Genomic DNA, 20485 nt, shown 5'->3' on the forward strand with positions numbered 1-20485 from the left:
CGAAGAGTATTAACTATTTGACTCCTGATTTATCTAGATCAAAAAGGCCGTAACTAGTTCTAGTCACGACCCTTTCTAATATTCGATCAAATTTCTCTATGAATTTCGTTGGTTTTAACTATTTCATTGATCTTCTTTTTTCTTGCCCATGGCAAACATACCTAGGAGCATGCCTACAAATCCTAGAGAGGCGAGAGGAGCAACAGCTTCACTTCCTGTTTCAGGAAGAAGTTGCTGACGAGCAGCAGGGGCTTGATAAGTTTTATCTTGTGCCATAGCTTGAACCACAATTGACTGTTCTCCCTTATACTCTGAAACCTCATGGACAGCAGCTTCAGCACTGTTTGCACCACCTACATAGGCTGGAACATCTGTACTCGCAGATTCTAGACCATTAACACCACCTGTATACTCTGGCACCTCTAACTTAGCGGCCTCTACTCCATTAACGCCACCTGTGTACTCTGGAACTTCTAACTTAGCAGATTCTACTCCATTAACGCCACCTGTGTACTCTGGAACTTCTAACTTAGCAGATTCTACTGCATTGACGCCACCTGTGTACTCTGGAATTTCTAACTTAGCAGATTCTAATCCATTAATACCGCCTGTATATTCTGGCACCTCTAACTGAGCGGCCTCTACTGCATTGACGCCACCTGTATATTCTGGCACCTCTAACTTAGCGGATTCCACTGCATTGACGCCACCTGTATATTCTGGAGAATCTAACTTAGCGGATTCTACTGCATTCACACCACCTGTATATTCTGGCACCTCTAACTTAGCGGATTCCACTGCATTCACACCACCTGTGTATTCTGGAGAATCTAACTTAGCAGATTCTACTGCATTGACACCACCTGTATATTCTGGCGCTTCTAACTTAGCGGCCTCTACTCCATTGACACCACCTGTATACTCTGGCGCTTCTAACTTAGTGGATTCTACTCCATTAACACCACCTGTATACTCTGGCGCTTCTAACTTAGCAGATTCTACTGCATTAACACCGCCTTCGAACTCTGTACTTTCTGCTTTAGCTCCTTCCTCACCATTGACGCTACCTTCAAAGGCTGGAACTTCATGAACGGCAGACTCTCCTTTTGAGCTTTCTACTAGACTACCTTCTGGAACTTCATGGACCGCGGCTTCCTCACCGTTCACACCACCTTCGAAGTCCAGAATCTCATGAATGGCTGCTTCAGCACCATTGACTCCACCTTCGAATTCTGGGACTTCATGAATAGTTCCCGGTGGATTTTCTTCAACCTCTATTTCTGGAACTTCATGAACAGCGGCTTCTTCGCCGTTCACACCACCTTCAAAGGCTGGCACATTATGAACAGCGGCTTCCTCACCGTTGACACCACCATCAAAGGCTGGAGCCTCATGAACTGCACCTTCTTCACCATTGACTGCACCTGTAAATTCTGGGACTTCATGGATTTCTGCTTTTGCTCCATTTTTACCACCAGGGACTCCTGCACCTTCAAGACTTACAGGTAAATTATGCATGCTCTCAATTGCACCATCAATGATTTCTGTAATTTCTTGACCAATATCTTCCTTGTTAACTGCGAAAAGCAATGTTTTTGTATCGTATTGCGTCAAGAAAGTCGCAAAGTTCCCATTTGCCAATTTAAGAACTGGTGGTTGATTCACCAATACTTCAGAATCAAATTCTAGAGCAATGACATTTTTGCTCATCTCCACAGCATTTTTTACAGTTGCTTTTGTTGGAGCAATTCTATCCTTGCTTAAGAAATCCCAGTTGAATTTCTTATAAGACAAGGTATATTCATTTTGAGTGGCAGTTGCATGCTCATAAAGCAAGCCAAATTCGCCATTCCCAAGATCTTGCAATGAGTTATAGGCAAATTTACCACTTTGAATTGGATTATGTTTTAGCCAAGTTAGGTCTCCATTAGCTTCCACACGTGCCAAGTGCACCAAACCATTGTAGCGTCCTGGCCCACCTGCATTACTGAGGATGATATATTCCTTACCATCGTGCACCGTGTGAATGGCAGACATTTGAACATAGACATCTTTGACATCTGAATAGCGTTTTACATCTTTTTCCCAAGTTGCTCCACCGTCTTTACTCGTTGCAACTTGCAAATCCCCTGTCAATCCACGCATGAAGAGTTTGAGATCTCCATTATTCAACTGCACAACAGTTGACTCAGTATTTTGAGCACCTGGATTATTCATAGTTGAAGAATGAATTGTTTGGTTACCTACTGGACGGTTATCATTGACCGCTTCACCAGCGTGCCAAGTTTCACCATGGTCATCTGAGTAAATGACACGTGAAGACTGGGAGCCACTTAGGTAAGATACGTTATTTGTTGTGTAGGCAGGGATAACCAGACGCCCTTTATGAGTTCCTGAATGTAAGGCAATACCTGTACCAGGTCCAGTACCTAAGAAGTGCATCCAGTCCTTACGAATGCCGTATGTAATATCTTTTGGTGCAGACCAAGTTTTACCATCGTCATCACTATAAGACATCCAGAGATAGTTGGTGTTTGAAACTCTAAAGATATTCTTGTCGCTGTAATCAAAGTAGACATTACCGATTAGTTCCTCACCCTTGTAAAGGTCACCCTTATCACTATAGGCTGGTTTCTTAGGATCAACTACAACACGGTATTCTGTCTTTCTATTTTCAGGGTCAAAGACTTCACCATTTTCACGGATTGTATAACGTCCTGCTTCACCTTTTTTGTATAGAACCTGATAAACCTTATCTCCAATTTGCTCATAGGCTTGTGGTGCTTTTCCTGGTAAATCTCTGACAGCTTCACCTTCTACGAACATATCAAAAATAGAGAAGATTCGCTTAGTTTTCGGATCTTGGACTAGGGCCATGTCAATGTTGACTGGTGATCCCGCATGAGCTCTTCTGGCATTCTCATTGTCCCGAGGATTTGAGATGACAATTCTATCTCCCCACGTTTTGCCCTTATCATCACTACGACGAACAACCATACCGATATCGCCCCAGTCAGAGTGATGCAAGCGTCTCTCATCTGCACCAGCAATCAAGGTTCCTTTATCAGTTTTCAGCAAGGCTGGAATGCGGTAGCTTGCGATACCATCTTTATTTGGCTTGCGGTTCTCACCACCTTCAAAAACATCCAGTTTATCAGTAACTTCTGCTCCTTCAGGAAGTTTCTTCTCCAACTCTCCTCTTTCAAAAAGTTGGCTACGTTTTTTAACTTCTTCTTGAGAAAGAGCACGGTCATAAACAGTTAGATTACGGACTTTAAGATTGGCACCCCAGAAGTTTTTGCCTGTGCGTTTTGTTGTACCGATTTGTACATGGTTGACATCTGGCATGTCTTGGATGAAGCGACCAGACTGAGGACTTGTGCGCGACAAGACACCATTTACATAGACGCGAACCTGACCTTTTGGTTGGTCAGCATTTGGTCTTTCAACTGTAAAGGTTACAGAGTTCCACTCACCTGGCTTAATCTTCAAAGGAGCAGTTTTATAATCACCATAGAATTGGTTTCCATTTGCATCACGACCTTCAACGATAGCTGTGTTATCAAGGATGGCCATAGTGAAATACTCATTTACTTTGGTATCACTAGAGACTGAGAAGAGGTTGTAAAAACGTGGAGCAGATGCATCTGGCTTAAACTCCATATGAATGGTCGCATTTTGAAGTTTTTTAAGCTTGTCGAGCTCCTCCTTCATGTCAACTCTTTGACCGTTTGAAGGATTGGTTTCAACATCTTCTTTCTCTATAACAGTATTGGCATTTTCCAACTCTCTGGCATAAAAGTCACGAGGAATGTTTCCAACTTCCTCGTCTCCACTCTCTGTAGCTGGAGTTTCGTTTGATGTTTCTGTTCCGGTTGGTTTTTCAGACCCTGGGTTTGCTTGCAACTCTTCACGGCTCACTTCTGTTCCACTATTATTTACTGTGGTTACTTGGCCTGCAAGCTCCTTATCTAAATTAGCTAGACTTCCTGTCTCTACTTCCTTAGGCAATTCTGGCAAAGATTGCCCCGCTGTTTCACCATTCGCTGATGGCGCCTCTTGAGCCAAAGCCGGTGCAGCACCAAAAACAACCGCTCCAATCACTACTGAAGCTGCTCCAACTGCAAATTTCCGAATTCCATATCTCTGTTTTCTATCAAAATCTCTCTGATTCATGTGTTTCCTTCCGTTTTTATATAAAGTTAAGCGCTTTCTTTTTTGCTTAAAATTTTTAGCCACTCAAACTAGCTGCAAATAAGAAACTGTATTATTGAATGAAATTGCCATTCTTTGTAGATGAAATGCTGTTGCTCTTTTATAAATTCCATGTTAAAAGATTCGCAACTAGCTATACTCCTTTCACTTTTTATCTTAATCATATTATATAATAAATATTCTAAATTTTAGACTTTATAATCTATAATAGATTCTACTTTCAAAGATATTTAGAAGTTTCAAACTACCTGAAACTACTTTCTCATTATCTGGGTCACATAAAGAAAAGCCTGTAGTTCATTCGAAACTACAGAGCTTTTTTTCAATTTTTAGTGACCAAGATAGGTAAAGGGGATCTCACTACCACACAACCAATTGTAAACTTGATCATTGACATGAACATTCATGGCCTCATGAGCGTATTCAGGCATGATACGATAACTCTTTTCACAAGTCAAACGGTTGTAAATAGCAAACTGAGTGATTGGATAGCAGACATCGTCATCAAGTCCAGTAATCATCCGAACTTCCCCCTTAATACGATGGGCAAGATTTTTTACATCGATATAGCTAAGTGTTTCCATAATCTGCTCTTCTGTCTCATGGAATGGATCATGGAACTTAAAGTAACGAAAGAGCTCATCATAGGCTTCGCTGGTATTCCCAATCTCAAGTACTCGTCTAAAGTCTGATAAGAATGGATAAATAGCAACTGTACGCTTGATACGTGGATTCAACCCCGCAGCCACCAGAGCCAACGCTCCTCCTTGAGAAGCTCCATAGCTTGCTAATTGGCCTTCATCCACTTGTGGTAAGCTAGCTACAATCTCAACTAATTGATAAATATCAAGATAAACATCCTTATAGAAGAGTTGCTCTTTTCCTTCTACTGCACCACGAATGATTTGACCCTTAACTGTATTTCCAAGAGGCGAGCGTAACCCATCTTGTGAGTATCCAGACTGACCACGGACATCCATAGATACAACACCATAACCAGCGACTGTAAAGGCCAACATATCTGTCCAATCCCAACAACGTCCCATATAGCCATGGAAGTGGAAAATGACAGGTACTTTATGTTCAGATTTTGGTAAGACCACACGTGCATAAACAAGACCTTCCCGAGTGCCCTTAAAGCTGAGTTCATAGCACTTCACATTTGGAATATGAAAATCACGTTCCTCTAATTGGTAATCTGGTAAGGCCGAAACCTTCTCTATTTCCCCATCCCAAAAATCGTCAAAGTCTTGCGGAACTTCATCTCGCCCTCTGTAAGTTTTCATTTCTTCTATTAGTGCTGGATTTCTCATAAAACCCTCCTTGATTTTGTAAACGTTACCATAACTCTAGCACATAAAGGAAGGCAATGCAAGACTGATATTTTAAATAGAAAGTGATTTTAATTTTGAAGATTCATAAAAACTTATCTGAAAGTAGTTTTATTCATTCCATTCTGTATAGATTCAATACACTTTCAAAGAAAACAGCTTCTTTGCTCTCTCATCCAAGAGTCATTGAAGCCTAGTCTTGTACTCTTCGAAAATCTCTTCAAACTAGGTCAGCTTTATCTGCAACCTCAAAGCCGTGCTTTGAGCAACCTGCGGCTAGCTTCCTAGTTTGCTCTTTGATTTTCATTAAGTATTAGCATGTTTTCGGGTATATCGTTGTCTATCTTTAATCTAATGTTCTTTTACAAAAATAAAAAAGTTTCATAATCTTAATAGAATTGTTCTACCAAGATTACAAAACTCTTTCTTATTTCAAATCTTTTTTATAGCGTTCCAACTCAGCTTGGTTTGCCCAAACATAGTGACCTGGACGAATTTCTACCATAGAAGGTTTATCAGTTTCATAGTCATGTTGATCTGGATCATAGACTTTCAAAACTTTTTTACGTTCCAAGATTGGGTCTGGAATAGGAACAGCTGATAGAAGTGCTTGCGTGTATGGATGAACTGGATTGTTAAACAATTCTTCAGTCTCAGCCACTTCAACAATGACACCCTTATAAATTACCGCGATACGATCAGAGATGAAACGAACTACTGACAAATCGTGGGCGATAAAGAGATAAGTCAAGCCTAATTCCTTTTGGAATTTCTTGAGCAAGTTCAAAACTTGGGCACGTACTGAAACGTCCAAGGCTGAAATCGGCTCATCCGCAATAACGAAGTCAGGTTGCATAACCAAGGCACGGGCAATCCCGATACGTTGACGTTGTCCACCTGAAAACTCATGTGGGTAACGTGTCAAGTGTTCAGCCAAAAGTCCCACTTCACGAATGATATTTTGAACTTTTTCTTTTCTTTCTTCTTCATCTTTAAATAAATGGTAGTTATAAAGACCTTCAGAAATGATATAGTCAACCGTTGCACGTTCATTCAAACTTGCAGCAGGGTCCTGGAAAATCATTTGGATACGACGGATTAATTCCGAAGCTTGTTCACGTGATTTTTTCCCATTAATTTTTTGACCATCAAAGATAATATCACCTTTGCTGGTATCATTAAGACCGATAATGGCACGACCAATCGTTGTTTTACCACTACCAGACTCTCCAACAAGTGAGAAAGTTTCTCCTTTGTTGATAAAGAAGTTCGCATTTTTAACAGCTACAAACTTTTTGCTTCCTTCACCGAAGGAAATTTCTAAGTCTTTAATTTCTACTAATTTTTCAGACATTTCCTTCCTCCTAGTCCTCAAGATGAGTAAAGCCCATCTTTTCACGAATCTTATCGTGTAAATCTGCAATTACTGCTGGTTTTTCAACTTTTGGAGCTTGTTCATGAAGCAACCATGTTTTCGCCCAATGAGTATCAGACACTGCAAACTGAGGTGCTTTCTCCTCGAAATCAACCTTCATGGCATAATCTGAACGAAGAGCAAAAGCATCTCCCTTCAATTCAGTATATAGTGATGGAGGTGTTCCTGGAATTGAATACAACTCCCCTTTATCATCCGCAAGCTGAGGCAAGCTTGACAAAAGGCTCCAAGTATATGGGTGACGTGGATCGTAGAAGATTTCTTCAACAGTACCATACTCAACAATCTCACCAGCATACATAACAGCAACTTTATCTGCAATACTTGCTACAACACCTAGGTCGTGAGTGATGAAAATCGTTGTAAAGTGGTATTCATGTTGAAGTGATTTCAACAAATCGATAATCTGTGCTTGGATGGTCACGTCAAGGGCTGTTGTCGGCTCATCACAGATAAGAATGTCTGGACGACAGGCAAGAGCAATCGCGATAACGATACGTTGACGCATTCCCCCTGAATATTGGAATGGATACTCGTCAAAACGTTTCTCAGAATCTGGAATACCAACTTTATTCATATAGTCAATAGCCATCTCTTTAGCTTCTTGAGCAGTCTTGCCTTGGTGTTTAACAATAACTTCTGTGATTTGACTTCCGATTGTCTTGATTGGGTCTAGACTGGTCATCGGATCTTGGAAGATAGTTGCAATCTTCGCACCACGAATACTTTCCCATTCTTTATGAGAAGATAAGGCTGTCAAATCTTGTCCACGGTAATTAATACTACCTTGTGCAATACGACCATTTTCTTCCAACATTCCTGTGAATGTTTTTGTCAAAACTGATTTACCTGAACCTGACTCCCCAACTAAGGCGAGGACCTCTCCCTCAATCAAATCGATGGAGACACCTCGAATAGCTGTCAAAATCTTGTCACGAACATCAAATTCCACGACAATATCTTGAGCAGTCAAAATTACATTTTTTCCTTTTATCATGTCTACTCCTATCTATGTGTACGTGGATCACTAGCATCCGCTAGGTTTTGACCTACTACGAAAAGGGACAAGGATACCAAGACCAAAGTTGTCAATGGAATCCAGAAGAGATATGCATTGGTTGTTACGTTCTGAGAATAATCTGAAATCAAACGTCCCAAACTTGGTACTGTGATGGGCAAGCCAAGTCCAAAGAATGATAGGAAAGCCTCATATGAGATAAAGGCTGGAAGCATTTGCGACGTACTCGTAACAATAACAGATACCAATTGGGGCATAATGTTTTTCACAATAATCTTATAACTTGGTGTTCCCAAGGTACGTGAAGCAAGGTTGTACTCTAAATCACGGTAACGTAACATTTGGATACGAATTGAATGGGCAACACCAATCCAAGTGGTTACACTCATGGCAAAGATCAAGTTCCAGAAACCTGCCCCGATAGAGTAAGTCAAAACAATAACGATCAAAAGTGATGGAATATTGTTGATAACGTTGTAGACTTCCATCATGATACGGTCAACTGATTTTGAGATCCCCCAAAGTCCACCAATGACAACACCGATAAAAAGGTTAACAAAGGTAGCAATAACCGAAATCAAGATAGAGTTACGAGCCCCAAACCAGACACCATCAAAGAGAGATTTACCATTACTGTCTGTTCCAAACCAATATTCAGCATTTGGCTTAATGTAACGAGCGCTAAAATCGTTTACCTTACTTACATCATTAAAGTCAAAATCAGAAAACATTGGGTAAATGAAACTCATCAAAACAATTGCAATCAAGATACCTAGCATGATTACTGTTGATTTCTTCTTCAAAAACTGTCTAAAGACAGAACCCCAGTATGAGTAGGCAGGAGCATCAATTGCTTCAGAGGCATAATCATCACGTTTTACAAACTGAAATTTTTCATTACTAATTGTAGACATTATTTGCCTCCTTTCTCTGTCAATTTAATACGTGGGTCAATAATCGTCATCCAAATATCACCAATAAGGTTTGAGAAGATTGAGACACAAGTGAAGATAAAGACAAGACCAACTACCATATTATTGTTTGAAGCCTTTACAGAGTCGATCAACATTTTACCCATACCTGGGAAGGCGAAGACTGTTTCTGTAAGAGTTGCTCCACCAATAACACCAATGATAGCACCTGGAATACCAGAAACAAGTGGTACCATAGCATTTTTAAAGATGTGCTTATCAGAAATCTCTTTCTCAGACAAACCTTTAGCACGAGCAAAACGAACGAAATCTTGTGATTGCAAGTCAATCATATAACGGCGAATCCAAATTGCCATAGTAGGTGCTCCTAGCAATCCCAGAATCACTGCAGGAAGGACATAAGAACGCCAATCACCAGCACCCAAGATTGGGAATGAGTCTGGGAAGCCGATTGAAGAACCAATCAAACGAATAATATAAACTAGGGCAATCGTTGGAAGAGCCAACAAGAACGTTAAAGTCCCTGTTGCGAAACTATCGATCCAAGTGTTTTTGAAACGAGCCATTGCTGAACCAAGAGGAATCGCAATCGCATATGAAATCGCAAGACCAATCAAACCAGTGATAGCAGAACTTGCAATCATAGATGGGTACTGATAGTTGCTTTCAGTAGCTGTATATGGATCATCTTTACCGTAGTTCGCTACTTCACGAGCATCTGCTTGACTCGGAGATTTATAAGTTCTTGAGTAAATGTTAACTGATGATGTTTTCTTACCAGTTGGGAATTGAACTTCAGAAGTCTTCGTTTGTCCTTGTCCTTGTGTAATAACTTGAAGAACAGGAGTATTTGCATAAGTTGGATAAGAATCTCCTAGGTTCAAGTTGACAAAGTTTTGGTGAACAAATGGGAACTGACTATTGAAGTACAAGAGGTATTTGTGTTTAGTACCTGAACCCACAAGAGACCAACCGATCGCAGGGTCATTCTCAAAGCGCAAATAACGCTCTAAGTTAGGATTCTCAGGGTCTTGGATCTTGTTTGTATGGTCAATATCAAGCAAGTTTGCGTAGAATTTGAACACACGCTCAAAAATAGGAATTTCACGAGTAGCATAGAATTGACCGCTCTCTGTAAACTCACCTAGAGTCCAACCATTACCAAGTTGTTGGATATATTTTTCATAGATAGCTTTATTTGTATCATTTGCATCTACTGTAACAGAAGAGTCAATGCTACTAGCTTTTTCCTGCAACTCTTTCGTATCGTAATATTCGATATACCCCATACGCTCATAAACGGTATTTTCATAGTTATCACGTTTATCAGCTGTTGTTGCAATTTTATTGTAGTTAGTATCTTGTTTGAAGATCAACTTCCGTGGAACCATCGTATAGATGATTGTGTAAATCAAGGTCGTTACTAAGAAAATAGAAACCAACGACCGCAAGATACGCATAAAAACATATTTTTTCATATTATTTCCTTTAAAATCCCAAAAGAACCTTCTCCTTTAGGAGAGAAAGTTCTGATGAGCATTATTTATTTCACATGACTCGCTAACTCTTTTTGAGCTTTTTCGTTTGATTCAGCTTTTTCTTTGAGCCATTTTTCACGAGCTTCTTTGTACTCTTTGGTTGTTACAGTGTTTGCTTGCAATTGAAGATATTTGAAGTAAATATCTGAGCCTTTATCACCAGATTGAGTGTAAGATGCTGAGAATGGCACTACACGAGAAATAACTGGTGCTGCTCCTGTAGAAGACATAGCTGGAAGGAAGAGTGAGCTATCTGTCAACCAAGCTTGAGCTGCTGCATATTTCTCATAACGTTTGTTAAGATCGCTTGTTTCACTAGCTGCATCATCAACTAATTTGTCATAGTCTTTCAAGCCAACTTGAGCGACCGCTGGGTTTGATGGATTATCATAGCCCATGTAAGTCTTAGTTGTTTCACTGTTAGTAGATTTTAGGATATCAAGGTAAGTTGACGGATCTTCATAGTCTGGGTTCCATCCAACGGCACCTGAAAGATCCCAATCTTCTGCTGCTGCACTAGCTGCATAATATGTGACGTTTTGTAATTCATCTGTAGTGATTTGTTGGATATCGATGACTACATTATCTGTACCCAAAGCAGTCTCAACAGATTGTTTAAATGATTGGATACGAGCGATATAGTTTTTAGATGTTTGGTCAACTGGAATATCCAAGTGGATTGGGAATTTCACACCATCTGCTTCAAGGTCTTTTTTAGCTTTAGCTAGTTCTGCTTTAGCTTTATCAGCATTGTAAAGACCATCTTGGCCATCCGCAAAGTTTACATCTTTCCACTCATCACCATAAGAAACAACTTTCTCATTGACCAAGTCACCAAATGTTTTTTCACCTGCTGAAACAAATTCTGGTTTTACGAAGAGGTTACGGACAGCAAGGGCTGCTCCATCCTTACCATTTAGCTGAGCTGAATAAGCAGTACGATCAAAAGCAAAGTTCAAAGCTTGACGGAAATCTTTATTAAGAAGGGCTTTCTTAGTAGATGTTTTTTCTTCGTCAGTTGTTTTTGATGTGTACTTATAGCTTTGACGGTCAATATTAACACCCAAACCAGCAATACTAGCTCCTTGTGGAGTATAGTAAATATTGTCTTTATATGTTTCTGCTACCTTAGAATAGTTTGAGCTAGTAGGGAAGAGACGGGCATAACTGTATGCACCATTTGTAAAGTTACGCTCAAGTGACTCTTGGTCTGAACCATCATAGTAAGAAAGTGTTACAGTATCGATGTGAACATTGTCCTTATCCCAATACTGATCATTCTTTGCAAATTCGATAGAAGACTTAGCTGTCAATCCCTTAAGCAAGAATGGACCATTGTAAAGCAATGATGTTGGATCTGTCGCCTTACCAAAGTCTTTACCTTTTGATTTTTCAAACTCTGCGTTCAAAGGCCAGAAGATTGCGTAAGACAATTTAGAGTTCCAGTATGGTTCTGGTTGGTTCAAAGTGTATTGAAGAGTGTAATCATCAACAGCTTTTACACCTACAGCAGAGAAGTCTGTATTGTTCCCTGATACATAGTCAGCCAATCCTTTAACAGAATTTTGTGCTAGGTAAAGAGCGGCTGATTTATTGTCGGCTGCGTGTTTCAAACCTGTAACAAAGTCATTTGCAGTTACTTCTGCATATTCTTCACCATCAGATGTTAACCATTTTACACCTTTACGAATTTTGTAAGTGTATGTTAAACCATCTTGAGACACTGACCAGTCTTCTGCGACTGCAGGAGTAAGGTTACCATACTTATCACTTGTAAAGAGCCCGTCGATACCGTTTGAAGTGGCAACTTTAGTACTTTGTTTACCAGAGATAAGATAGTCCAATGTTTCTGGGTCAGCAGTATAAGTATAGCCATAAGCCTTTGGTGCTTCAGCATTTGATGATTTTGAAGAACCGCAAGCTGCGAGAACACCTGTTGCAAGTAGCGCAACCCCTGCTACTGCAAAAATACGACTTTTTTTCATATTTATAAACTCCTCGTTTTAAATTGTGGATATTGAAAATTATACCACAGTTTTTTTAAAAAGTAAACGAATTTTCAGAATATTTTGTCGCATACCTTTTAAAAGCAGGAAAACTTACATTTTCAGAAAAGAAACTATTGACGAGATTTAATTTAAAAGGTATAATAATAAAAGTTAAGGCGGTATAGCCAAGTGGTAAGGCACGGCTCTGCAAAAGCTTGATCGTCGGTTCAAATCCGTCTACCGCCTCTATATTATCGAAGGCTCCCACAGGAGTCTTTTTCTTTTAACTACTAGAAAAGCTTTATCAGTTCTGCTCTGATAAAGCTTTTGTTTTATTCTGTTTCTTCTTCTGATTCAAGTTCTTGAATTTGAACCTTAAGCTTGGTTACACGTCCATTTTTGACCTTATCATTAGTTAGGGTGATATGCTTATTGCTACTTTCTAACTCATAGCTAAGTTTTTCTGATGTTGGAATAGTTCCCACACCGGTCAAATAGTAACCAGCGATTGTATCTACATCATCACTTTCAAGTTCAACATCAAAGTAAGCATTAAAGTCATTTAAATTCATTGTCCCTTGGACGATATAGGTATCTTCGCCAATTGTATAAACATAAACTTCAGCTCGGTCAGTTTCATCATCAATTTCACCAACAATCTCCTCAAGGAGATCCTCCAGCGTAACTAGACCAGCCATACCTCCATACTCATCCAGAAGGATAGCCATCTGTCTTTGAGTATTTCTAAACTCTTTTAATAAATCATCCACAAAAATAGTTTCAGGTACAAAGAGTGGATCTTGTAAGATTCGCCTCCAGACAATATTGTCAAACCCGCTGGCAAAGGCTTCTTTAAGGAGACTCTTAGTATGAATCAATCCAATAACATTGTCCTTATCTCCATCATAAACAGGAATCCGAGAAAAATTCTGTTTTAAGATACTTTGGATAATGGTTTGAGTGTCATCCTGAATATTTACCATGAAAGCATCGGTTCGAGGAACCATGACTTCACGTGCCATGAGCTCGTCTAGCGAGAAAATCCCTTGTAACATTTCAATTTCATCAGCATCCAAGGTTTCTTCACTCTTAGACAACATGTACTCAATCTCATCACGAGTCATTTTTTCATCTGCATCGTCAAATGTCATCGGTGTCAATTGACTCAAGAGATTAGTTGATGCTGAGAGCATCCAAACGAAGGGACTCACAATCTTACCAAGAGCAATAATAAACGGTACTGTTCGGATAGCCAAGGCATCCTTAAGATTTAGAGCAATTCGCTTAGGATAAAGCTCACCAAAAACAATAGAAATATAGGTCAAGAAAGCTAATGATAAGAAGCTAGCTACCGCATAGGCAGTTTCGCTATTTCCCATCCAAGAGGCGATCAACTCTCCAAGTGAATCTGCTAGTTTAGCCCCTGACAAGATCGTAATTAAGGTGATACCAACTTGAATGGTTGATAAAAAGTGATTGGGGTTTTCAAGTACCTTTAGTAAACGGATATAGCGTTTATCTCCCTCTTCAGCTTTTTGCTCAACACGTGAACGACTAAGTGAAACCATGGCCATTTCTGTTGCAGAGAAAAAGGCATTTAAAAAGGTCAAAACAACTAATAAAACAAATTGCAGTAACAAATCCTGACTGCTCGGGTCTTCCATTTTCCTTCTCCTAAAAAGTATAATTGAAACCATTATACCATATTTTCCAATTTTTACACATTAATTTTCAATTTCTATGATAAAGGGGCGCTGAATAGAGAGCCGCAATCCAAGTCTCGACGCCCTAGTTCAAGCCTTGTGAATCTTTAAAAAAGCTCTTTAAAATCAGAAGTGCAAAAAACAAGCAATCGTTTCTACAGTTCATGACTAATAAAAAACGAGGTTGGGATTTTTCCTCAACCTCTTGATCAATTAGCTATTTTTTGTGACTGTGACCTCACCAGTTCGGTAATCTAACTGAATTCCCTTTTGGACATTTGGAATAACGACATTAAACTCCAGCTCCCCATCAGAGGACTTGGCTTCAATCTGCGATGCGGACGGCACCAAGTCTTCCTCAGTCGCATAGAGCAACGTCACACGGTAACGCACTCGTTTATTCTGATCTAGGGCTTTTCGAACCAAGCTCTCATAGTAGTTTTGACCTGTCGAATCTTCTGCACGCGCTTGGTTGGCCCAAGCTGTCTGTACGGCAATGTTTTTAGGATTGCTAGTAGAAGCATCAAAGCCATCTAAACCACCGATTAAGGCATAGCCCAACAAATGCCCTCTATCGACCGCATGGTTGTAACTTCCCTTTAGATTCTTAACCTGATGCCAACCCGCAGGCGTCCAAGATGTTGAACCATTGCCAGTTTCTTCACGGTCCTTGTACTGTCTGGTCGCTTTTGACATGATTGCATTCGCTACTGTGGGAACTGTCTCTCCTCCTACAGTCTTTGTTTTATTATCCGCATAGGGTTTACTTGAAACCTTGGCGTCTAGATTGGTTTTATTGTTATTGACGATAAAGGCTCCTGCGCTATTCCACTCTAGAGTGCCCTTAATTTGTTTTTTAACTGAATCGGTCAGTACACTTTCAGCCAGTTCTTGACTTGGAGTATCAGACGACTGTGATTTTTGTTTTACTCGTGTTTGTGGTGCAGTGTTGGAAGACTGCATTTGTTTAATATAGTAGCTTCCTGCTGACAAGAGCAAAAAGAGCAAGAGGCCAATTAGAGCCTGCCTTGTTTTTTTATTCATATTTTCTCCTTGTACTCTTCGAAAATCTCTTCAAACCACGTCAGCTTCCATCTGCAACCTCAAAACGGTGTTTTGAGCAACCTGCGGCTCTCTTCCTAGTTTGCTCTTTGATTTTCATTGAGTATTACATTCAATTTCTAGAAAAAAGCTGGGACAAAAGTCCTAGTCTCTCAATTGTCTTTGGATTGTCGAGCAAGACGCAGTGGTTGAGTGGGCTCTACTACGCTGATTTCATCAGCTTTTACAGCCCTACTCAACTGTGCGGAGGTGGGACGACGAAATCGAATTCTAACGAATTACCGATTTCTGTCCCACTCTCTATTTTCCTGTAAATTTTGCGATGAGTTCTTGCCATTTTGCTGGTGCTAAAATAGCCCAAGGATCTTGACCTTTTCCTAGAATACCATAGCCAATCATCAAACCAATAGCAAGAGCTAAGACTCCTAGTAGTAATACTACAATTACTAAGATTAAGCGACGTAAGACATATTTGGATTGTTTATTCATCTTCATCAGCTTCCACACTTACCCGTTCAATCTTAGCTCCTAACTGGGCTAATTTTTCATGAAAACGGTAGTAACCTCTATCTAAATGGACAAGCTTTCCTACAACTGTTTCGCCTTCAGCTACCAAGCCTGTCAAAATCAAGGCTGCACTGGCACGTAAGTCTGTCGATAGAACTTCTGCACCTTGGAGAGGCTGTCCTCCGACGATACGGGCTGTATCACGGATGATTTCAGAGTGCAAGCCCATACGACGCATTTCCTCTAAATGTTGAAAACGATTCTCAAATACAGTTTCTACCATAGTTGACTCACCTTGAGCAACGGTCATTAGAGCAGTGAACTGCGCTTGCATATCCGTCGGAAATCCTGGATGTGGAAGTGTCTTAACGTGAACAGCCTTTAATTTTTCACGTTGAGAACGAATACGAATTCCTTCGTCCTCATCGATGACTTCAACACCCATTTCCTGTAATTTAGCAATCAAGGGGCGATTATGTTCCCAGATAGCATCCAGAATCAAGACATCTCCACCTGTAATGGCAGCTGCTACCATGAAGGTCCCTGCTTCAATACGGTCTTGCACAACATTGTGGGTTGCACCGTGTAGTTGCTCAACACCAGTAATGGTAATAGTTTCTGTTCCTGCCCCCTTAACTTTGGCACCCATTTTATTTAGGAGAACAGCCAAGTCGACAATCTCAGGTTCACGCGCAGCATTTTCAATGACTGTAACGCCGTTAGCAAGAGTTGCTGCCATCATCAAGTTTTGAGTAGCACCTACACTTGGAAAGTCCATGTAGATATGTGCACCGTGCAAGCGTTCCGCCTTAGCTTCAATATAACCTGCCGTCTGAGTAATCTCAGCCCCCATTGCTTCGAGTCCTTTAAGGTGGAGGTCTATCGGACGACTACCGATCGTACAGCCACCTGGCATCGAAACTTTAGCATGTCCTACACGAGCCAAGATTGGCCCCAATACTACAATAGAAGCACGCATCTTGCTGACATACTTATAGGGAGCTTCTTCTGTGATATCTCCAGTCGCATCAACTTCAACAATATGTGCTTCTTGATCAAAGTCTACTTTCGCATTTAATCCACGAACCACCTGATTCATGGTAAAAACATCCGATAAAATAGGAACATTTTTTAAGACTGTTTTTCCTTCACTTGCTAAAATAGTTGCTGCAAGCAGTGGCAAAACTGCATTTTTTGCGCCCTCGATGGTAACACTTCCAACCAAACGATTATCGCCACCTTGAACTACAATTTTTTCCATAGAGTATTTTCCTTCACTTACAATTTTAGAATAGTGTTCTAACTGCTTCTTGCCAAAGTTGGTAGAGATTTAGGAAAAAGGAACTAATCAGATATCCTAAACCGATACTACACAATACTACCAAGAGTCGAACCTTCTTCGCATTATCCTTTGTCACCTTCAAAATTTGATCCCATCTGACCAAATCTTTCAAGAGCTGAAAGACTAGGTAGACAAAAAACATATGACTACTAAGGGTAAAAAACAATTGAATCATTTGCCTATTATACCATCTTCTTTTTTTCTAAGCTAGTTTAGGGATTCGCCTACTGTTTAGGGATTGTTTTTCAAATAGTCAATCGCATCTTGAAGCGTTTTGACTGGAACGATTTTCATGTCTGTTTTAATCATTTGAGCTGCTTCTAGAGCTGTGTCATAATTACTCTTGGCATTTGGATTTGCTTTTTTAGCTTCTTCAGTTACTGGATTGTTAGGAGCAAAGAATACAGTTGCTCCCTTTTTAGCTGCGGCCACAACCTTTTTATCAATTCCACCAATGTCACCTACGTTCCCATCTCTATCGATGCTTCCTGTACCCGCAATAATCCGTCCATTTCGAAGAGTAGGGTCTGCAATTTGTGTATAAATAGACAGACTAAACATCATCCCAGCACTAGGTCCACCAATGCCAGCAGTTGAAAACTTGATTGGTACATCACTAGATACTTCTGTGCGGTCAATCAAGCCGATTCCGATACCATTCTTCCCATTTTCTAGAGTAATGATCTTTCCTTCGGCAGTCTTGACTTTTCCATCCTCCTCATAAGTAACCTTAACCTGATCACCTAGAGCTTGAGAATTAACGTAGTCAACCATCTCCTTGGAGCTCTCAAAAGTCTTATCATTCACTGCGGTTACAGTGTCAGCAATATTAAGAACTCCCTTGAAAGTCGAATTATCTGTTACAGTCAAAACATAGACACCCAGATATTTGAGCTCGATTTCCTTACCAGCCGTCTTCAAACCTTGATATTTGGCCATGTTTTGCGAAGTTTCCATATAAAACTGGTTGATTCGCATAAATTCCGCATCTGATGAACCACCCGTCATCTCTTTGGCACTATGTATGTCCGTAAAAGGAGTTAGCCAGGCATAAAACAAGTCAACCATTCTAGCGTGCTTAACTCCAACCGTCACAAATTGGTAGGAACCTTCCTCTTGGTCAGGTTGGTTATTAACTTGTAAAACCTTTCGAATATCTTCAGAAGTTCCTGGCACCTCGATATAATAAGGCAGGGGCACCGTAAAAGCGATAAAAGTGATAATGAGCCCAATAATGAGATATAAGGGCCATCTAGTTTTTTTCTTCATTGTTTAACTCCTCTAGGACAGCATTTGGTACATACCCGCTGATATCTTGACCAAATTTCAATAGTTCTCTCACAGCCGAAGAGCTGATGTATACATGCTCTGGGCGACTGTGAAGGTAGATTGTCTCCATTTCTCCCGCTAGTTGATGGTTGTAAAAATCAAAACTAGCTTCATACTGAAGATCTGTTGCATTACGCAAGCCACGCACCAAGATCCCTGCACCTAATCTTCTAGCAACATCAACGACTAATTCATCGTGAGAAGCTATGACTTGGACATTCTCTAGATGTGCCACTGCTTTTTCAACAGTTTTCTTTCGGCTCTCTATCGTCAAAAATCCTGTTTTATGAGGATTATAAAAAATTCCTACATACAATTGATCAAAGAGCTTACTTGCACGCTCAATGAGATCCAGATGTCCATTGGTCATCGGATCAAAGGAACCTGTAAATAGCCCAATCTTATCTGACATAAACCGTCACCTTACTAATTCCATATATTTTTTCCTTCCAGATACCCAAACAGGCGATTTCTTCTGGAAGTTCTACTGATTTATCTGTCTCACATACCACCATGACATCTTCTGAAAAAAGATCTCTCTCTGCCATTTTTTTAATATCTGACACGATTTGTTCTTTTGCATAGGGAGGGTCCAAAAAAATAAGATCAAAGACACCATCAACCTGTTCTAATGCACGACTGGATTCCATTTTCAACAATTGAAACTTAGAGGTTTCCTTAGTCATTCGGATATTTTCTGCGACTATATTCTGGGCTCGGCGATCCTTCTCAACCAGAACGGCACTGGACATCCCTCTTGAGACTGCTTCGATGGATAGAGCACCACTGCCAGCATAAAGATCTAGCACACGTCCTCCTTCAAAGTAGGGACCAATCATATTGAAAATAGCGCCCCTAACCTTGTCTGATGTTGGCCTTGTCGTTTTACCGTCCAGCGTCTTTAAAGGACGCCCACCGTAGATTCCTGATACGATTTTCATAACGTCTATTATACCAAATTCTTATCAAAAAAAGAAAATCGAACCTTACGGCTCGATTGATTAAAGAATATTTTCGTAAGTATCTCTCACTTCTTGCGGCCAAACACTGGTTTGGACTTCACCGATGTGCTTCTTACGAAGCAGGAACATAGCCATACGAGATTGGCCAATTCCTCCACCGATTGTCAATGGGAAGAGTCCATTTAGAAGAGCCTTATGCCATTCTAAGGTTAAACGGTCTTCGTCTCCTGTGATAGCTACTTGACGACGGAGAGTGTCTTCATCGACACGAATGCCCATTGAAGACAATTCAAAGGCTGCACCCAAATTATCATTCCAAACAAGGATGTCCCCATTCAAGCCATGATAGCCATTTTCAGACTCAGTTGTCCAGTCATCATAGTCTGGTGCACGTCCGTCATGAGGTTTTCCATCTGACAATTCTCCACCGATACCAATTAGGAAGACCGCACCGAACTCCTTACAGATAGCATTTTCACGTTCTTTTGGTGTCAAGTCTGGGTAGCGTTCTACCAATTCTTCTGTATGGATAAAGGTAATTTGCTTAGGCAAAATGGACTCAATATCATAGCGTGCTTCTACTGCTAACTCTGTCAAACGAATAGCCTTATAAATCTTTTCTACTGTTTCTTTAAGATAGGCAAGATTGCGTTGCCCATTAGGAATGACCTTTTCCCAGTCCCACTGGTCCACATAGACTGAGTGAGTCGCATCTAGCGAGTCTTCGTCTGGACGAAGGGCCTTCATGTGAACAAAGAGGCCTTCACCCTCGCCAAAACCAAAACGAGCTAAGGTATGGCGTTTCCACTTAGCAAGGGAATGCACCACTTCATAGGTTTCATCCGGGATTTGCAAAACCTTAACAGAAACTGGATGTTCAATCCCTGAAAGGTTATCCTGCATCCCATCACCAACCTTACTCAAGATTGGTCCTTGCACTTCTACAACTTCTAATTTATCTTTCAAATACTGGGTAAAGGTATTTTTTACAAAGGAAATTTCTTCCTGTTGATGGATAAAACTTTTCTTCATACATCTCTCCTTTTGAATAATAAGATGATTATACCCTTTTGCCAGTAAAAATAAAAGTAAAAATTAAAAAAAGAGCTCATTTGAGCTCTAA

The 20485-nt window shown here is 40.3% G+C and carries 16 protein-coding genes and 1 tRNA gene; 1 reads left to right on the top strand and 16 read right to left on the bottom strand.

The genetic code is table 11. The features are described from left to right. Window positions 1-123: 123 nt before the first annotated feature. The 7 genes from AAFQ93_RS00450 to AAFQ93_RS00480 all read right to left on the bottom strand — a co-directional run bounded on the left by AAFQ93_RS00450 (window position 124) and on the right by AAFQ93_RS00480 (window position 12454). Window positions 124-4176, bottom strand: a complete 4053-nt coding sequence (locus AAFQ93_RS00450) for an SIALI-17 repeat-containing surface protein (RefSeq protein ID WP_375555342.1) — start codon at window positions 4174-4176, stop codon at window positions 124-126. A 368-nt stretch (window positions 4177-4544) separates the two neighbouring features. Then, the gene (locus AAFQ93_RS00455; RefSeq protein ID WP_375555343.1) at window positions 4545-5528 is read right to left on the bottom strand and encodes an acetylxylan esterase; all 984 of its coding nucleotides are present in this window, start codon (window positions 5526-5528) and stop codon (window positions 4545-4547) included. 445 nt (window positions 5529-5973) lie between these two features. Continuing rightward, a complete protein-coding gene (locus tag AAFQ93_RS00460) occupies window positions 5974-6900 on the bottom strand; it encodes an ATP-binding cassette domain-containing protein (protein WP_375555344.1) in 927 nt (308 codons plus the stop codon). A 10-nt stretch (window positions 6901-6910) separates the two neighbouring features. Next, a complete protein-coding gene (locus AAFQ93_RS00465) occupies window positions 6911-7978 on the bottom strand; it encodes an ABC transporter ATP-binding protein (protein ID WP_375555345.1) in 1068 nt (355 codons plus the stop codon). Between the two features lie 8 nt (window positions 7979-7986). Continuing rightward, complete coding sequence (gene oppC, locus AAFQ93_RS00470) at window positions 7987-8913, bottom strand: oligopeptide ABC transporter permease OppC (RefSeq protein WP_049528229.1); 927 nt, start codon at window positions 8911-8913, stop codon at window positions 7987-7989. Beyond that, window positions 8913-10409, bottom strand: a complete 1497-nt coding sequence (locus tag AAFQ93_RS00475; RefSeq protein ID WP_375555346.1) for an ABC transporter permease — start codon at window positions 10407-10409, stop codon at window positions 8913-8915. Before AAFQ93_RS00475 ends, oppC begins: the two co-directional genes overlap by 1 nt. A gap of 65 nt (window positions 10410-10474) precedes the next feature. After that, the gene (locus AAFQ93_RS00480) at window positions 10475-12454 is read right to left on the bottom strand and encodes a peptide ABC transporter substrate-binding protein (protein WP_375555347.1); all 1980 of its coding nucleotides are present in this window, start codon (window positions 12452-12454) and stop codon (window positions 10475-10477) included. Window positions 12455-12632: 178 nt separating this feature from the next. Here AAFQ93_RS00480 and AAFQ93_RS00485 point away from each other — a divergent pair. Next, window positions 12633-12703: transfer RNA gene (locus AAFQ93_RS00485), tRNA-Cys, on the top strand. 86 nt (window positions 12704-12789) lie between these two features. Here AAFQ93_RS00485 and AAFQ93_RS00490 read toward each other — a convergent pair. The 9 genes from AAFQ93_RS00490 to asnA all read right to left on the bottom strand — a co-directional run bounded on the left by AAFQ93_RS00490 (window position 12790) and on the right by asnA (window position 20394). Then, window positions 12790-14121, bottom strand: a complete 1332-nt coding sequence (locus AAFQ93_RS00490; protein WP_049502736.1) for a hemolysin family protein — start codon at window positions 14119-14121, stop codon at window positions 12790-12792. A 252-nt stretch (window positions 14122-14373) separates the two neighbouring features. Next, entirely contained in the window at window positions 14374-15204 is an 831-nt protein-coding gene (locus tag AAFQ93_RS00495; protein ID WP_049503082.1) for a DNA/RNA non-specific endonuclease, read from the bottom strand. 318 nt (window positions 15205-15522) lie between these two features. Then, window positions 15523-15711: a DNA-directed RNA polymerase subunit beta gene (locus AAFQ93_RS00500; RefSeq protein ID WP_049502949.1), complete on the bottom strand. Its 189-nt coding sequence runs from the start codon at window positions 15709-15711 to the stop codon at window positions 15523-15525. Next, window positions 15704-16990 carry a UDP-N-acetylglucosamine 1-carboxyvinyltransferase gene (murA, locus tag AAFQ93_RS00505; protein ID WP_070460789.1) on the bottom strand — a complete coding sequence of 429 codons (1287 nt, stop codon included), beginning with the start codon at window positions 16988-16990 and terminating at the stop codon, window positions 15704-15706. Before murA ends, AAFQ93_RS00500 begins: the two co-directional genes overlap by 8 nt. A 25-nt stretch (window positions 16991-17015) precedes the next feature. After that, window positions 17016-17246, bottom strand: coding sequence for a DUF1146 family protein (locus AAFQ93_RS00510; RefSeq protein WP_000615324.1), 231 nt, complete (start codon window positions 17244-17246; stop codon window positions 17016-17018). Between the two features lie 56 nt (window positions 17247-17302). Beyond that, entirely contained in the window at window positions 17303-18340 is a 1038-nt protein-coding gene (locus AAFQ93_RS00515) for a SepM family pheromone-processing serine protease (RefSeq protein WP_223140177.1), read from the bottom strand. Further along, window positions 18324-18812 carry a pantetheine-phosphate adenylyltransferase gene (gene coaD / locus AAFQ93_RS00520; RefSeq protein ID WP_375555348.1) on the bottom strand — a complete coding sequence of 163 codons (489 nt, stop codon included), beginning with the start codon at window positions 18810-18812 and terminating at the stop codon, window positions 18324-18326. Before coaD ends, AAFQ93_RS00515 begins: the two co-directional genes overlap by 17 nt. Beyond that, on the bottom strand, window positions 18802-19341 hold the full coding sequence (gene rsmD, locus AAFQ93_RS00525) for a 16S rRNA (guanine(966)-N(2))-methyltransferase RsmD (RefSeq protein WP_375555349.1): 540 nt from the start codon (window positions 19339-19341) through the stop codon (window positions 18802-18804). The genes coaD and rsmD overlap by 11 nt, the downstream gene beginning before the upstream one ends. 60 nt (window positions 19342-19401) lie before the next feature. After that, window positions 19402-20394 (bottom strand): aspartate--ammonia ligase, encoded by a 993-nt coding sequence (asnA, locus tag AAFQ93_RS00530; protein WP_000747986.1) that lies wholly within the window; start codon window positions 20392-20394, stop codon window positions 19402-19404. Window positions 20395-20485: the final 91 nt, after the last annotated feature.

The organism is Streptococcus nidrosiense, from assembly GCF_042140045.1.
Lineage (GTDB): Bacteria > Bacillota > Bacilli > Lactobacillales > Streptococcaceae > Streptococcus > Streptococcus nidrosiense.

What these genes read in the sequence shown, in the direction of transcription:
- AAFQ93_RS00500 (WP_049502949.1), bottom strand. Translation starts at nt 15,711, where the DNA reads ATGAATAAACAATCCAAATATGTCTTACGTCGCTTAATCTTAGTAATT.
- AAFQ93_RS00510 (WP_000615324.1), bottom strand. Translation starts at nt 17,246, where the DNA reads ATGATTCAATTGTTTTTTACCCTTAGTAGTCATATGTTTTTTGTCTAC.
- AAFQ93_RS00495 (WP_049503082.1), bottom strand. Translation starts at nt 15,204, where the DNA reads ATGAATAAAAAAACAAGGCAGGCTCTAATTGGCCTCTTGCTCTTTTTG.
- coaD (WP_375555348.1), bottom strand. Translation starts at nt 18,812, where the DNA reads ATGTCAGATAAGATTGGGCTATTTACAGGTTCCTTTGATCCGATGACC.
- oppC (WP_049528229.1), bottom strand. Translation starts at nt 8,913, where the DNA reads ATGTCTACAATTAGTAATGAAAAATTTCAGTTTGTAAAACGTGATGAT.
- AAFQ93_RS00475 (WP_375555346.1), bottom strand. Translation starts at nt 10,409, where the DNA reads ATGAAAAAATATGTTTTTATGCGTATCTTGCGGTCGTTGGTTTCTATT.
- AAFQ93_RS00515 (WP_223140177.1), bottom strand. Translation starts at nt 18,340, where the DNA reads ATGAAGAAAAAAACTAGATGGCCCTTATATCTCATTATTGGGCTCATT.
- AAFQ93_RS00480 (WP_375555347.1), bottom strand. Translation starts at nt 12,454, where the DNA reads ATGAAAAAAAGTCGTATTTTTGCAGTAGCAGGGGTTGCGCTACTTGCA.
- AAFQ93_RS00450 (WP_375555342.1), bottom strand. Translation starts at nt 4,176, where the DNA reads ATGAATCAGAGAGATTTTGATAGAAAACAGAGATATGGAATTCGGAAA.
- AAFQ93_RS00455 (WP_375555343.1), bottom strand. Translation starts at nt 5,528, where the DNA reads ATGAGAAATCCAGCACTAATAGAAGAAATGAAAACTTACAGAGGGCGA.
- asnA (WP_000747986.1), bottom strand. Translation starts at nt 20,394, where the DNA reads ATGAAGAAAAGTTTTATCCATCAACAGGAAGAAATTTCCTTTGTAAAA.
- murA (WP_070460789.1), bottom strand. Translation starts at nt 16,990, where the DNA reads ATGGAAAAAATTGTAGTTCAAGGTGGCGATAATCGTTTGGTTGGAAGT.
- rsmD (WP_375555349.1), bottom strand. Translation starts at nt 19,341, where the DNA reads ATGAAAATCGTATCAGGAATCTACGGTGGGCGTCCTTTAAAGACGCTG.
- AAFQ93_RS00460 (WP_375555344.1), bottom strand. Translation starts at nt 6,900, where the DNA reads ATGTCTGAAAAATTAGTAGAAATTAAAGACTTAGAAATTTCCTTCGGT.
- AAFQ93_RS00465 (WP_375555345.1), bottom strand. Translation starts at nt 7,978, where the DNA reads ATGATAAAAGGAAAAAATGTAATTTTGACTGCTCAAGATATTGTCGTG.
- AAFQ93_RS00490 (WP_049502736.1), bottom strand. Translation starts at nt 14,121, where the DNA reads ATGGAAGACCCGAGCAGTCAGGATTTGTTACTGCAATTTGTTTTATTA.